Consider the following 14,791-nt stretch of genomic DNA (forward strand, 5'->3'; position numbering starts at 1 on the left):
TAAAAAACTTCTGATTGCCAGCCGTGAATAAACTTAACTCACTGCTACCAATTAACAATCAGAAGGAAGAAAACAAACTTACCTTCAGTTCAAACCCCAATCTAAAACTCAGGGGAAAAACAATGTCTAACATCAACAACAATGGAGTCGATATGAACAACAAGCAAATCAAAGACCTCTACAGCATCGAAGCTGTGCAAGACCTTGACCATGAAGCCGCTGCCACTATTAGTGGTGGTAGCTTAGACTTGTCCGACCTGAAGGGTGGTAAAGGAAAGCGGCTAGATAATATCGCAAAGGCACGACCCAGTTTAGGCAAATTTGACAAAAAAGCATCTTGGTACGAGGTGACGGGTAAAAGAGATTGGATTGTCTACACTGGTAAGAATTTCACGGGTGCATCAAGGACTCTGAAAGCAGGTACAAAAGGTAACTTCTTCAGTCCTTTTAACAACAGCATCGAGTCTGCCAAACCCGCATAATCAGTTCTGGTCTATTTCATACCGTATACTCGAATCCTTCAAAACCTCAAAGAGAAAAGAATGCTCTTACATAAGCTTTTAGCTGAGTAACATTCTTCCTTGCAGTTCGTAGGGGCGAGGTCGTTTTCGCTCCTACTTTTTCATTCATATCAAGATAGCACAAATAAACGTAAACGGTGTTAAAAATTATCAGTTATCAGAAGACAAAGTTAAAAACTTCTGATTCTCCGCTGTAAATAAACGAAAATACTGCTACCAATTAACAATCACAAGGCAAAGCTAAAAAACTCTGATTCGAGGCCGTGAATAAACGAAAATACTGCTACCAATTAACAATCAGAAGGAAGAAAACAAGCTTACCTTCAGTTCAAACCCCAATCTAAAACTTAGGGGAAAACAATGTCTAACATCAAAAACCACGGAGTAGATATGAACAACAAGCAAATCAAAGACCTCTACAGCATCGAAGCTGTACAAGACCTTTCTCATGAAGCCGCTGCTACTATTAGTGGTGGTTCCTTAGACTTGTCCGACTTGAAAGATGGTAAAGGAAAGCGGCTAGATAATATCGGAAGACCACGAGTCAATTTATACAACTTTAAAAATAAAGCATCTTGGTACGAGGTGACAGGTAAAAGAGATTGGATTGTCTACACTGGTGTGAAATTCTCAGGTAAATCAAGGCGTCTGAAAGCAGGTACAAAAGGTAACTTCACTGGTCCTTTTAACAACGACATCGAATCTGCCAGACCTGCATAATCAGCTCTGGTCTATTTCATACCGTATACTCGAATCCTTCAAAACCTCAAAGAGAAAAGAATGCTCTCACATCAGCTTTTAGCTGAGTAACATTCTTCTCTTGCAGTTCGTAGGGGCGAGGTCGTTTTCGCTCCTACTTTTTTATTCATATCAAGATAGTACAAATAAACGTAAACGGTGTTAACAGTTATCAGGTAGGAAACGGACTCTTCCACCCCTTGTTAACTGCGGCTCTGATTTTTTAAACAATGAAATACTACAGCATATTGCAACACAGTGAAGAAGATTGTGGTGCAGCAAGCCTAGCCACGATCGCCAAATATTACGGACGCACCTTTGCTCTCAATCGCGTGCGAGAAGCAGTGGGCACCGGAATGCGAGGAACTACACTATTAGGTTTAAGGCGGGGAGCAGAAACCCTGGGATTCCATGCCCGTCAAGTTCAAGCTACCCCAGAACTGTTTGAGAAATTAAATGAAATTCCCTTACCAGCGATCGTTCACTGGAAAGGTTATCACTGGGTAGTGTTATACGGGAAAAAGGGGAAAAAATATGTTATCTCTGACCCTGCCTTCGGCATCTTATACCTCACCTCCCAAGAGTTAATCGCGGGTTGGAGTGATGGTGTGATGCTGCTGCTGATGCCAGACGATAGCCGCTTCTATGAGCAACCAGAAGATAAAATTGGCGGTTTTGGGCGCTTTATTGCCCGTGTTATGCCCTATCGCAATCTTTTGGTTCAGGCGATCGCCATCAACTTTGCGATCGGGCTGTTGTCTCTGGCTTCTCCTTTAATGATGCAACTCCTCACCGATGATGTGCTAGTGCGGGGAGATACCCAACTGCTAACAACAGTGGCAATTGGCGTCATTGCCATGAACCTAATTCAAAGTGCCATTGGTTTGGTACAATCTCACCTGATTGGTCATTTTGGTCAAAGGTTGCAATACGGGCTAATTCTAGAATACGGTCGAAAACTGTTGCGCTTACCATTGTCATATTTTGAAGCACGTCGCAGTGGAGAAGTCGTTAGCCGGATTGCAGATGTTCATACCATCAATAATCTAGTTTCTCAAATTGTCCTTGGTTTACCCAGTCAATTTTTTGTGGCTCTGGTTTCCTTGGGTTTCATGCTCTTCTATAGTTGGCAACTGACTCTCGCTTCCGTCGCTGCTTTTGTTATTGTCACTCTTGTAAACCTGCTTTTTCTTCCCGCCTTGCGCCAAAAAACCCGCAGCCTCATCGTTAAAGGTACGGAAAATCAAGGCTTTTTAGTCGAAACCTTTCGTGGTGTTCAAGTTTTGAAAACCACCCAAGCTACAGAGCAAGCTTGGCAAGAATATCAGACAAATTTTGGTCGCCTTGCTAACTTAGACTGGACTACGATGAAGTTGGAGCTTTACAGCGGCACAGTCACTAGTATTCTTTCCAAATTGACGAGTATTGGCATACTCTGGTTAGGTTCTAGCTTGGTGATTAATCAGACATTATCCATCGGTCAACTGCTGGCGTACAGCGGTATGAGTGGTAGCTTTCTTGAATTTTTAGAGTCAGCAGTCGGGCTAATCGATGAATTTATCACTGCACAAATTGTCGTTCAACGTTTGACAGAAGTGATAGATTCTACTCCAGAAGATAAAAATGACATTAAAAAACCTTGGGCAGAAATTCCTGGCAATGCAGATATTAGTTGTTCTCAAGTTAACTTTCACCATCCTGGTAGAACTGACCTATTAGAAAATTTTTCTTTAACTATCCCTGGTGGTAAAGTAATAGCCTTAATCGGTCAATCTGGCTGTGGTAAAAGCTCCCTTGGCAAATTAATTACTGGTTTATATTACGTTCAATCTGGTAACATTCGTTATGGCATATACAACCAGCAAGACTTATCTTTAGAATGTTTGCGACAGCAAGTCGTATTAGTTCCCCAAGAACCTCATTTTTGGAGTCGTTCGATTGTGGAAAATTTTCACTTTAGTTATCCCAACATTAGTTTTGAGGAGATAGTTGAAGCTTGCCAAATTGCTGGTGCAGATGAATTTATTAGTAAATTACCTGATAAATATCAAACTGTTTTAGGCGAATTTGGTGCAAATATTTCTGGCGGGCAAAGACAGAGATTAGCTATAGCTAGAGCAATTGTGATTGACCCACCTGTATTAATTCTAGATGAATCTACAGGCGCTCTTGACCCAATAAGTGAAACCCAAGTTTTGGATAGATTATTTAATCACCGTCAAGGCAAAACTACAATTACGATCAGCCACCGTCCTCAAGTTATCAAAAGGGCTGATTGGATTGTGTTGCTTGAAGATGGGCGCTTAAAAATTCAAGGAACTCCAGAAGAATTACGTCATATCCCTGGAGAGCATTTAAGCTTTCTTGATGAGATTTATTCTTCTAATAATGGTAATGGATTGAAATCTTCTTTACTTTTTCGGAATTAGTCAATGTTGATTAGACATTTTAGAGAGATTTATAACTTATGATTAGTAAGTCTCAAACCAATTTTTTACCCTTAGTTCAAGACAACGAGTTTCTCCCACCAATTAGTCGTTGGACTACATTTGGCGGACTATTTATCGTGTTTGTGTTGTCGTTAGCTGTTCCTGTGGCTGCGGTTGCTAAATATAAAGTTACAGTCATTGGACAAGGGGTTGTCCGTCCTGTGGGTGAATTGCCAATTGTGCAAGCGGCGACAGAAGGACAGGTAATGCATATTTACGTCAAAGAAAATCAAACGCTGCGAAAAGGAGATATAATTGCTACTATTGATGACTCTCGATTGCAAACTAAAAAAAACCAGCTGCAAACCAATATTCAACAAGCTAGGTTACAACTAATTCAAACCGTTCCCCAAATTAATGCAATCGATAGTCAAATTCGAGCCGAAAGCGATCGCACTAATCGTACCATTGCCTCTGCTAAAGCTGAATTGCAGGGACGCGATCGCGATTATCAAGATAAAAAAATTACCAGTATCACTGAACTTCAAGAAGCATCAGCCAATGTCAAAATGGCTCAAGAAGAATTATATGCAGGGCAAGCACAGTTACAATCAGCATTAGCTAATCTCCACGCAACTGAAGCGGCTTTAGGAGCAGCGACATCAAAGCAGAGCCGATATGAAAATGTTGCTAGACAAGGGGCATTATCCCGCGATCAACTAGAAGAAGTACAGCTGGCTGTGAAACAGCAACAACAAGCTGTACAGGCGCAAAAAGCAACTTATAAAGCCCAAGAAAAAACAAATGAACGGCTAAAACAAGCTGTGAATGGGGCTATTGCTAAACGCGATCGCGCTCAAGCAGTTCTCAATCCCAGCAATGCAGAGGTAGCAATGGCGAGTGAACGCATTGCTCAAGAAAAAGCTTCTGGGGAAGTGAATAAAGCATCTTTAGAAAGAGAACTTCAAGCACTGATAAAACAGAAAATTGAAACCGAAAAACAATTAGAGCGCGATACTAGCGAATTCAAGCAAGCTCAAATTGACCTGAAGCAAACTACTATTACCGCTACAGCAGACGGGATTATTTCTAAGCTCAATTTGAGAAACCCCGGTCAAACTCTCCGGGCTGGGGAGGAAGTTGTGCAAATTGTTCCTAGTCATGCACCTTTAGTTATCAAAGCAGCTGTCGGTTCTGAGGAAAAAGGTAAGATAAAAGTCGATCAAAAGGTGCAAATGCGAGTTAATGCTTGTCCTTATCCTGATTACGGTACTCTCAATGGTGTTGTCAAAGCGATTTCTCCGGATGCTGTTAAGCCGCAAAAAAACGATGCAGATGGTGATACGAACTCTATCCCCAAAGCAACTGCTGTAGGTGCTTTTTACGAAGTCACAATTGAACCAGAGAAACTTGCTTTAGGTCGCAGTACAAAGAAATGTCAAATTCAATTGGGTATGGATGGCAGAGTTGATATTATTACCCGCGAAGAAACTGTACTGCAATTTGTGCTCCGCAAAGCAAGATTAATCACCGATTTTTGACCATGCCCTGAAGGGGAGAGAACAAGGAACAGAGAGAAAGCTATTGGTTTTGGCAATACTTCTCAGCTTTTGGGGAAAACGGAAAGAAAAAACCTTTAATCTTTACCCTTTACCCCAAACTCGATTCCGAGTTAAAAATGCACAAAGCAAGAAGTATTGAGATAAATTTTATCTTTTTGCACCAAATCTCATACTTAAGTATCACATCTACCAGTCGGACTCCAATTCAATTTTGAATTCTGACGCCTCTATTCTGTTTTGATAAAAGTTTGGTTTTTTACCATGCCCAAAGCCAAAAAATGAAACGATGACATTGTAAATCAAGAGGTTATTTAATGAAAACATTCAATTTGAGAACAAAGTTCTTTGCTCTAATAATGATCGGTGTTTTGGTAGTCAATGTGTTCTTATTAGCACCACAAAAAGCTTTCACTGAGACAAGTAAACCCAATATTGTTTTCGTCCTAGTGGATGACATGGACGCTGACACAATTAACAGAAATCCAAAGAAGTATGCACCAAACATTAAGTCGCTTTTGATCGACCAGGGCTTAACATTTCCTAACTTTTTTGTCAACGTGTCTCTATGCTGCCCATCGCGCACGAATATTCTGCGCGGTCAATATGCCCACAATACGGGGGTCTTGACCAATTCAAAACCTGATGGCGGTTTCCAGAAAGCCTATAGTCAGGGCTTAGAAAAACAGACGATCGCCACCTCGTTACAGGCAAATGGCTACCGGACAGCGTTGATTGGCAAGTACCTCAACGGCTACCCCGACACAGCCCCTAGTGATACATACATCCCGCCTGGTTGGACAGAATGGTATAGCCCGATGGAAAAAGGCAAGAAGAAAAACGATCAAAAGAAATATGGCAATCCTTACTCTCAGTTCAATTACACGCTGAACAAGAATGGCAAGCTGGTCAAATACGGTGACAACCCCAAAGACTACGGTACAGATGTTTATACTGGCTTTGCTATTGATTTCATCCAACGTTCTGTCAAGAACGGCAAACCGTTTTTCGTTTATCTAGCTCCCTTCAACATTCACGGACCATATACGCCAGCACCACGCTATCAAAACCTCTTCCCAGATGCTCAAGCGCCCCGCGTAGACAATTTTAACGAAGCCAATGTCAGCACTAAGCCTCAATTCATTCAAGATTTGCCTCAACTCAATCAAACACAAATTGACGAAATTGATAAAAGTTATCGTTTGCGCTTGCAATCGCTACAGTCGGTTGACGATACAATTGACAAGTTGATCGATACGCTCAAGGCCAATGGGCAACTCAACAATACTTACATCATTTTCACCTCCGATAACGGTTACAAACAGGGTATTCACCGAGCAAGTACAGGCAAAGAAAGTGCCTACGAAGAAGATATTCGCTTGAATCTGGTAGTGCGGGGACCGGGAATTCCAGCTGGCAAGAAACTGCAAGAGCAAGTAGGTAATATCGACTTTTTCCCAACCTTTACCGATATGGCTGGAGTTAAACCACCCGCTTTTGTTGATGGACGCTCGTTCTTACCCTTGTTAAAGAGTACGATGTCAAATCTCCCTAAGTGGCGCTCTGCATTTTTGATAGAACACAAACAAAATCAGAAGCGACGTGCTGCACTTGAGAAGCAGACAAAGCTTCTTGAAGATCAGTTAGAGCTTGAAGATCAGTTAGAGCTTGAGGATGAGTCAGAGCTTCAATCGCTCCAAAAAGGAGGCCAAGTACCGAAGATCCCTACTTACCAAGCAATCCGGACACAAGATTATACCTATGTCGAGTATAAAACTGGAGCGAAGGAACTGTATAACATCAAAAAAGACCCATATCAGTTGAACAACCTGGCTTCTACAGCCAATCCAACTCTACTCAGACAGCTTGCTAACCGACTGAGTAAACTGCGTACTTGTCAAGCCGATTACTGTCGGGCAATTGAGGAGGAGCCGTTCACTCTCTAAGAAGGTTCTGCCAGGATACTTACCACGTATCCTGGTAAATCAGACAGAGCAACAGCGAATATTCAAAGCCTCAAAATTCAGTTGCAACCTTGCTATTTTTACTCCTTATTCTAATCTTTCCCTTTTCTCGGACTTTTGCCAAGAAGTCTATTACTCAACTAATGATTGTAGAGGAATGGAAAATTATCGGCGACTTTGAATAAATATAATTACAACACCACTTGCAACCACAGCAAAGGCAGAAGGAATAAATGGCAACCATAGCCCTTGTTTTAAAAGAGCGATCGCACAAACTCCATATAATATGATAACCGTTACAAAGATAGCGTATTTTTTATTTAACAGCGATCGCATCCACCAAATAATCAGACTCCCAACTACAGACCAGCCGCATATCCAAAGAATATCGCCCCAGTAAGGCAAAACCCAAAAAATTGGACGTTGGTCTAAAACTGCACTCAAAATTTGGCTAACCATTTGTGCTTGTATAAATACCCCTGATATTTCTTGGTAATCTTGTTGTGCAGTACTGTAGGGAGTTGACCAAGTATCGCTGACTGTATTAGCTGTCACTCCAACGATAACTAGCTTATCTTTAAATGATTTACGATCGAATTTATTACTCAATACATCATCAAGGGAAACTCTCTGATAATCTGTATTACGGTAATTGACAAGTATTTGATTTCCGCCTAAATCAACTCCTTGTTGATAGGCACCACTGCGACTAGGTTTTAAGCGTTTAAATACTTTAGAGCCAAACTGGACATAATCTTCATTAAATTTAGGTTTAATATTTTCATAAAATAAGTAACGAGTAACTAATTGCAACGAGAGCGAATAAGGCGTTGTACAAGTCGAGGAAGGCTCTTGTGCCATCATCAAAATTTGGCGACGGACGATACCATCAGGGTCTTGAATTGCATCAGTAAAACCCTGACGTCCTACAGGTACGTCTTTCGGAGGTTTAACACCTTGAAGATCGTATTTACTATCGCGGCTTTTGCAGACAACAACAACGTTTTCTTTATTAAGTTCAGTCGGAAGTTGTATTAGATTTGATTTGTTTGGGGGGTCAGCGAAGTCTCTATAAATATCCAGTCCAAGAACTCGCGGTTGATACTTTTGTATTTTGTCGATCAATTTAGCTAACGTACTATCCGAAATGGATTTCAATCCTTTGGTCATCTCTTGTCGTGATTGAATATCTTTTTCAGTAATTTCTACAATTATCAACCTTGGATCTGGATCTTCTTTGAGTCCCAGCTGTAGCATTCGATCGAAAGTTTGCAGTTCGATTTTCTCAAAGACTCCCAAGTATCTCAAACCTAGCGTTGAAAGAGCCACAAGAAAAGTACTAAGTAGTACATTCCAAAACTTAGAGTTTGATGTCGTAATTTTACCTTTTCTCGAAACTTTACCCACAAATTTAGTATTATCAAAATTGCCACGAAGTTCTTGCCACGTAGTAGGAACAGTTGTAGGATTTTGACAGATGACTGGCAACCAACTGGCACAAGGAAATTCATTTTCCAGTCCTTGAAGTCTTTCTCGCGCTTCTCGCACAGCCAAGTAAAATGGTTTGCTATCTGCAAAGGCAGTAAGAAAGTTTTTTAAAAATTCCTGTGCGATTAAATCTGGCACTCCTTCCCGCATTACAATCATTTGGGGAATGTTTAAATCCGCTAAATTTCGTCCTAAACCAATTCCGTCACAAGAGTTGAAAATTGCTAGTTTCAAACCGCGTCGAATTGCGGCCTTTAGTCCATTTTTCAATTGCGAAATTGCTAAACTTTCTGTTCGGTTGATGCAGATTTCCCCAATCTCTCCGTCAGCAAGACTATTGCTATGTCCGGCAAAAAATAGAATATCCCAATCCTGATTCCATAAATACTCATCAAGTGTTTGCCGTGTTGGTTCTACAAGAAAGGTGGTTTTGGCATCTGTTAAACCTTGTAACAAAGAGGCGTCTTTTTCAATATCAATACCAACTCTGTTGCCTAGAATTGCCAAAATTTTGACTTGACCTGTAGGAGATTTTTGTAATAGCTGAGGAGATTCATACTCTTGATTGCTCAAAGCTAATTCCGCTTTCGGGTAATCTTCAAAAAAATTCCATAGATGCCAAGGCAAGCGATGCAGTAGAACTATATTTGTTTCAATAATGACTCTAATTTCATCATTACGACTGAGTAGAGTTCGCAACTGCCGTTCAATATTCTGAAATGATTCAAATTTTAACCAAGCATTGATATTGGCTTGTAGCTGTTGACACACTTCATTAAAGTCATTGACAGAAATATTGGTTATGTCTTGCGAATGTACTTTTATCCGTTGATTCTTACCCAGGCGTTGATGAACTGCTGCGTAGAGTAACTGCCATCTGCGGTAGAGTTCACTTAGTTCTGGTGCTGGTGGTAGACTCCCTGTTAATTTCACGGGTATAAATTGTTTATCACACCAAAGTTGAGCCGTGACAACAGGAAATCCTTGATTTAAATCTCCTCCCAAGAAGCTGAAGACAACTAGCTTACTCATAAGTTAAATGGACTTAGCCATTCGTGATTAACTAATGACTAATCAACAGAGAGCATTGTACTTATGCAAAAATACCAAAGAAAAGTGCAGTATAAGGACTACACAAGACAAATTTGGTCTAAACCTATGACTTTCGAGCAAAAACAACGTTTACAAGCCGCTGCAAAGAGATTGTATCAACCAATTTGACTCTACTAGCTCATAACAACTAAATTATGAAATTTTCTGTTATTTGATAATTATCAAGACCAACCTGGATGCTAAAACATTCTCCCACTTCCCCATCAAAGAGTTTTAACTGTACATAACTATCTTGAATTCTTGCTTGTACTTCTTGAAGTATTTCTCCTCGGTCTGAAAATAAAACTAGCTTGATATTAGGAGGTAGGTAAGGTTGATTACAAGCTGGATGTAGTTGGACGCGAATCTTAACTTGTTGGTTAGCTTCTGGTATTAAGGCAACTAATAAAATAACTTTTTGAGCCTCTATTTCTATTCCCAAGTCAATCAGCTTGGCGCGTTTGCTCGCGGCAGCGTTTAACCTGGAAGAAGTGCGGAAATTAAAAGCTAGGCTACTGGAGTTTGGCTCAAAAAAAGTCTCTATAGCTTGCCAAGAAGCATCGTAAATCTGCTCCAGCCAACGACTAAGATTCACTTGTACTTGTGAATACTGCGTAGGTGCGGCTTGTCGTAGAGATTGCAGCCTATCTTGGTACAAACGCTGCCGCCACTGCTCATTTTCTAGTAGCACACCCCAGGTTGTAAATGGCACTGCAAGTCTCGGAAATGTTACAGAGGAATTACTTAACTGTTGCACAAGATTTTCTGCTTCAACAGTCGATAATTCTGGTAGTGGAGCGATCGCACCTTTCATCTCCTCTGTTTCACAAAATTGGTAGGTCATCCAAAAAGCATTAAGGTCTTTAATTAAGTGCCGTGCATCTATACAATAAGTCCTATCTACTTGGTCATAGTCTGCTAGTGATTTAAGTTCTTGATGAGTTATATAGCCCCAAATTCTTACCCACTCCCCATCTGGTGTGACTTGCACTGCTAAATAATAGTCTGCTGCCCAACTAGGAATATCTACCCATTCTTGAGGAACTTCTAACTCGCTATCATCAATTGCCTCGTTAGGAATTAAAACGACTCGCTTTTGGTTTAACAAAATTGCTGTGCCATTGACAAATTCCCAAAAAGCAGGAATACCAGGGGAACTGTGCCAGATACTTGCTTCTGGAACATATTCAGCTTTTACCCAATTCAAAAACCCATGAAGGCAAATTTGATTCATGTAAGCACGCCAGCGACTGCTAGGTGTGGCGTACATTTGGCTTTCTTGCCAAGAACTTGTCTGTAATGAGGGTGATATTTCTAACAATAGTTCCTGCGGTTCTGTAAAAGCGTAAGTCATTTTTACTACCTCATCTTTCATAATCTCAGCGAGATTCCCCATACTTAACTTGCAACCATTCTTCCAAAGCGGTACTCATATTATTAACTAGGTTGGAAGTCACAGAAATATTAAGCGTATCTTGACTCCATTGGATCAATGCTGAAAGCATTGATTCTCTGGCTTTGAGCAGTCGGCGAGAAACAGTAGGCTGACTAATTTGTAGGTGTTCTACAATCTGTGGCTGAGTTAACCCCTGTTGGTAGTAAAGTTTAAGTATTTCCTGAGTTTTTACCTCAAGAGTTTGTATTTTTTTTAACAAAACACATGCAATCTGAGATTGTTGATTTTGTTGGTTTTGGGTATCCTCTTGGGCGATCATCTGAGCAATTAATGATTCAGAGGATGGATCTGGCAAATCAAAAGTTGTTGTGGAGTCATCTTCTGATATCGCTAAATTTAGAGAACTAACAGGTGGATACAGATAACCACGCACGTACATAGCTGCCTGGGTTAACCACTGTTCAATTTTTTCTCTCGTGGATTCTGGAGTAGGTTGATTTAACTGATTTTGGCGATCGCGGTTGTAGAGGTTGACAATAGCTTCCCAAAGTTGAGGTTCTGGTTCTGGTAGTGACTTTGTGCCACCTGGTTGGTTTTGAACATACAGTTCTTTGAAACAAGTCCAGGCTAGTCGATATTGGGCAATTAGAATCGGTGATAATCCAGCTTGAGCAAGAGCTTCTAAAAACTGCTTTTTGCTTACCTTGCGTAACAATGCCCAATTTGTGCAAATATCAGCTTCTTTGCGTTGGCGTAAAATATCTTTTAGCCGACTGGGAACTGCTATAGTAGCATAGACTTTTAAGCTAGAGCATTTTTCTGGGTTAAATTGTTTAAGAATTGTTTCAATTTCAGCATTCGCCATTTGAAAATAATCTGCTAGGCTATGTTGACTATTTGTAAATTTGGCAATTGTTTTTTTAGCAGCCCAATAATTTGGTTCCTGTAAATAAGCAGATAAATGCATTTTAGCAAGGCTATTAGATTGCTCTCGCCAGCACTTGTGCCAATGTAACGCCCAAAAATTTTCTGAGTTAGGGACGAACGGTGAAGACTCCAAGCAATTTTGAATATTTCGATGTAATTTGATATCAATCAACCATTTGCTGAATCTGTCTCCTTCCAATTCAACGAAGGTTGAGAACATCTCGATAACTTTTTGACGAGGACGCATAAGCAGTTAACAATTTAAATTTATTATCTGAACTTAAGCAACTATCAAAACCGCAGATATATATCTCTGTGGACAATTGCAAGATACTAGTTTGCTAATTTGGAATTCCATAGCACACATATTTTATTCTCTGATGTTTTTTGAAGATAACTCTATTCATATTCTGTTGAATCTAGATAATTTGGTTATTTTAAAGTTAAATTTTTGTAATTATGGGTTCGGTAGCCATAATCGCGAACATATACCTAATTGAGCCTTTTTGGGAATACGCCCTTCGGTATACTTTTGACTATCTATTTTTCCTAAATCCCTAAAAAATGGGCGAACCGGGAATAATTAAAGTTAATTGCTTATTTTTCAGCTTAAAGTATTTTAATTAAATCGATTAAATCAACTTTTTTGAGCTAACCGCACGTGAGTTTAAAAGTGAGAAAAATCAAACTACTGGCTTTGATATTAATGAGTTTAGCAATGGTGTTGTGGTTTAATTTGCGTTTTTCAACACCTTCAATACCCACTATTGCAGCTTTACCAGCAAAAACTATCCGCTACTTCGATCGCACTTTGCCCCAAAGCATCGCTCACATCGTGCTGATTCCAGCTAATAGCAAATTTTTGGTGACTCCTGCACTCTCACAGAAGGTAGCCACTGTAGAGGAATTTGCCCAAAAGCATCAAGCTGTGGCTATTTTGAATGCAGGCTTTTTTGACCCAGTCAACCAAAAAACTACATCTTATGTTGTCCGACAAAGAAAGTTGATAGCCGATCCCAAGGAAAACGAGCGGCTGGTGAACAATCCCAACTTAAAATCTTATTTGGGTCAAATATTCAATCGCACAGAATTCCGTCGCTACTTATGCGGGCAAACTAGCCGCTATTCCATTGCCCTACACAATCAGTCACCACCAGCAGGTTGTCAGTTAGTTGATGCTATCGGTGCTGGCCCAGGGTTATTACCAGAACTCACCTTAGAAAAAGAGGGCTTTGTGGATAACGCTAATAAACGAGATGCCCTTGGTAGCAACCAACCCAACGCCAGAACTGCCGTAGGTATTACCCGCGATGGCAGCGTTATTTTAGTTATGGTGGCTCAAAAACCCTCGGCTCCCGCGAACTCTGGAATATCTTTGCCAGCATTAGCTGATTTGATGAAAACTCTTGGTGCCGATCGAGCTATGAATCTGGATGGAGGAAGTTCGTCTTCGCTTTATTACAATGGGAAAACCTTTTACGGAAAGGTTGATTTAGAGGGAAATTCTATCAAGCGTCCTGTGAAGTCGGTTTTGCTGGTTCAGGAAAAGTAGGAGTTGTGGGAATTATACCTACCTACTGGTAGATTTTTGCCATATCCTCAATTCTTGAATCCGAATTGAGTCACAATAATAATAGGCAATCATTGAAGGTGCTTTTATGCTTCGTCTAACTCAAATTATTCGGAACTTGTTCCTTCGTTTTGAAGGCTTGTTTGGTGTTTTATTCCAAAGTATTTCTAATTTTTTCGGAAATTTATTTGGTTTTTTTGCCAAGCTTTTCGGATTCTCTCAGTCTGGTTATTTCTTGGAATCCGATCGGGTGCAAGGCGTAAATCAAGTTTCAACTAAACAGCCAATTGAAACGAATCGGGATAACACTACTAAAATTCCTGCCCCTAACCGCCGTCGTTCTAATGCCAAACTTGATGACTACTACCTCAACATGGCTCGTGATGTGAAAAAGAACTAACAAAAGCCATAAATTAGATTTTTTTCTCATAATTTTATCAATTACTGTTCCCTATGCTAGTGGTCTGTCCTATTAGTTACGAGAGGTGAATAAGTTTGTAGTCAGGACTTTAATCCTGCATTTTTAAGCACAGAAGTGCTTACTACAAACTCATTATATTTAATAGGACAAGCCACTAGGTAGTGTGAGGTTGCGAAAATCATCCAGCCGTAATTAACAGATTTGTATGTGCGTAGACATCGCACCTTTAACAAAAATTTTGTCCAGTTTGAGGCTGGACAATAGCTAGAAATATTTTTGAGATTGAATATTTAGTTGATTTTTAACTTACTAAATCAACTAAAGCGTTGCTTTGGAAGCGGACTATAGATGAAACTGAGCAACCGCGATAATTCTCAGAGGTGAATACTGATAGTGTGATGTTAGCTTGACCTGGATCTAAAATGCGTTTTACCTTGCAGGTTTGCATTTTATTGTTGCAGTAAGCAATAATCCGATCGCCAGCCTTGACTTCCAACGCTTTAATTTTCAATTAATACCAACCTTGCCAGGAATTTGCTTTGTTAAAGAAAAAATATATTGCTATATTTCACTCGCTTAACAATAGCAATGTTTCTTTACTATAGCACAAAAATCAAGGATATCAATGCTATCAATTTAATCTTAGTAATGTCAAGTTTGTTCGTGCTGCAAATATTAGTGCAGGA

Annotated in this window: 11 protein-coding genes; 7 read left to right on the forward strand and 4 right to left on the reverse strand. The window is 40.1% G+C overall.

Annotation, left to right across the window (positions count from 1 at the left end; all coding sequences use genetic code 11):
* Positions 1-122: 122 nt before the first annotated feature.
* From RM368_RS06235 to RM368_RS06255, 5 genes are all read left to right on the forward strand, one after another.
* On the forward strand, positions 123-482 hold the full coding sequence (locus RM368_RS06235) for a hypothetical protein (RefSeq protein WP_322693266.1): 360 nt from the start codon (positions 123-125) through the stop codon (positions 480-482).
* A 399-nt stretch (positions 483-881) separates the two neighbouring features.
* Positions 882-1,241, forward strand: a complete 360-nt coding sequence (locus RM368_RS06240; protein ID WP_322693267.1) for a hypothetical protein — start codon at positions 882-884, stop codon at positions 1,239-1,241.
* Positions 1,242-1,489: 248 nt separating this feature from the next.
* Complete coding sequence (locus tag RM368_RS06245) at positions 1,490-3,688, forward strand: peptidase domain-containing ABC transporter (protein ID WP_322693268.1); 2,199 nt, start codon at positions 1,490-1,492, stop codon at positions 3,686-3,688.
* Between the two features lie 38 nt (positions 3,689-3,726).
* A complete protein-coding gene (locus RM368_RS06250; RefSeq protein WP_322693269.1) occupies positions 3,727-5,229 on the forward strand; it encodes an HlyD family efflux transporter periplasmic adaptor subunit in 1,503 nt (500 codons plus the stop codon).
* A 335-nt stretch (positions 5,230-5,564) separates the two neighbouring features.
* Positions 5,565-7,193: a sulfatase gene (locus RM368_RS06255; protein ID WP_322693270.1), complete on the forward strand. Its 1,629-nt coding sequence runs from the start codon at positions 5,565-5,567 to the stop codon at positions 7,191-7,193.
* A gap of 183 nt (positions 7,194-7,376) precedes the next feature.
* Here the strand turns inward: RM368_RS06255 and RM368_RS06260 are convergent, their stop codons facing one another.
* The 3 genes from RM368_RS06260 to RM368_RS06270 form a co-directional block, all read right to left on the reverse strand.
* Entirely contained in the window at positions 7,377-9,731 is a 2,355-nt protein-coding gene (locus RM368_RS06260) for a CHASE2 domain-containing protein (RefSeq protein ID WP_322693271.1), read from the reverse strand.
* A gap of 208 nt (positions 9,732-9,939) precedes the next feature.
* Positions 9,940-11,145, reverse strand: coding sequence for a DUF1822 family protein (locus RM368_RS06265; protein ID WP_322693272.1), 1,206 nt, complete (start codon positions 11,143-11,145; stop codon positions 9,940-9,942).
* Positions 11,146-11,170: 25 nt separating this feature from the next.
* A complete protein-coding gene (locus RM368_RS06270; protein ID WP_322693273.1) occupies positions 11,171-12,361 on the reverse strand; it encodes a sigma-70 family RNA polymerase sigma factor in 1,191 nt (396 codons plus the stop codon).
* Between the two features lie 426 nt (positions 12,362-12,787).
* Here RM368_RS06270 and RM368_RS06275 point away from each other — a divergent pair, with 426 nt between their 5' ends.
* Together RM368_RS06275 and RM368_RS06280 are read left to right on the forward strand one after the other, a co-directional pair.
* Positions 12,788-13,666 carry a phosphodiester glycosidase family protein gene (locus tag RM368_RS06275; RefSeq protein WP_322693274.1) on the forward strand — a complete coding sequence of 293 codons (879 nt, stop codon included), beginning with the start codon at positions 12,788-12,790 and terminating at the stop codon, positions 13,664-13,666.
* Between the two features lie 106 nt (positions 13,667-13,772).
* Positions 13,773-14,084, forward strand: coding sequence for a threonine dehydratase (locus RM368_RS06280; protein ID WP_322693275.1), 312 nt, complete (start codon positions 13,773-13,775; stop codon positions 14,082-14,084).
* A 322-nt stretch (positions 14,085-14,406) separates the two neighbouring features.
* Here RM368_RS06280 and RM368_RS06285 read toward each other — a convergent pair whose 3' ends face one another.
* Entirely contained in the window at positions 14,407-14,616 is a 210-nt protein-coding gene (locus RM368_RS06285) for a hypothetical protein (RefSeq protein ID WP_322693276.1), read from the reverse strand.
* Positions 14,617-14,791 lie beyond the last annotated feature (175 nt).

Source organism: Nostoc sp. DedSLP03 (genome assembly GCF_034530815.1).
In the GTDB taxonomy this organism is placed as follows: Bacteria; Cyanobacteriota; Cyanobacteriia; order Cyanobacteriales; family Nostocaceae; genus Nostoc.

Excerpts from the sequence above, each read along its gene's own strand:
- RM368_RS06235 (WP_322693266.1), top strand. The coding sequence starts at position 123 with ATGTCTAACATCAACAACAATGGAGTCGATATGAACAACAAGCAAATC.
- RM368_RS06240 (WP_322693267.1), top strand. The coding sequence starts at position 882 with ATGTCTAACATCAAAAACCACGGAGTAGATATGAACAACAAGCAAATC.
- RM368_RS06245 (WP_322693268.1), top strand. The coding sequence starts at position 1,490 with ATGAAATACTACAGCATATTGCAACACAGTGAAGAAGATTGTGGTGCA.
- RM368_RS06250 (WP_322693269.1), top strand. The coding sequence starts at position 3,727 with ATGATTAGTAAGTCTCAAACCAATTTTTTACCCTTAGTTCAAGACAAC.
- RM368_RS06255 (WP_322693270.1), top strand. The coding sequence starts at position 5,565 with ATGAAAACATTCAATTTGAGAACAAAGTTCTTTGCTCTAATAATGATC.
- RM368_RS06260 (WP_322693271.1), bottom strand. The coding sequence starts at position 9,731 with ATGAGTAAGCTAGTTGTCTTCAGCTTCTTGGGAGGAGATTTAAATCAA.
- RM368_RS06265 (WP_322693272.1), bottom strand. The coding sequence starts at position 11,145 with ATGACTTACGCTTTTACAGAACCGCAGGAACTATTGTTAGAAATATCA.
- RM368_RS06270 (WP_322693273.1), bottom strand. The coding sequence starts at position 12,361 with ATGCGTCCTCGTCAAAAAGTTATCGAGATGTTCTCAACCTTCGTTGAA.
- RM368_RS06280 (WP_322693275.1), top strand. The coding sequence starts at position 13,773 with ATGCTTCGTCTAACTCAAATTATTCGGAACTTGTTCCTTCGTTTTGAA.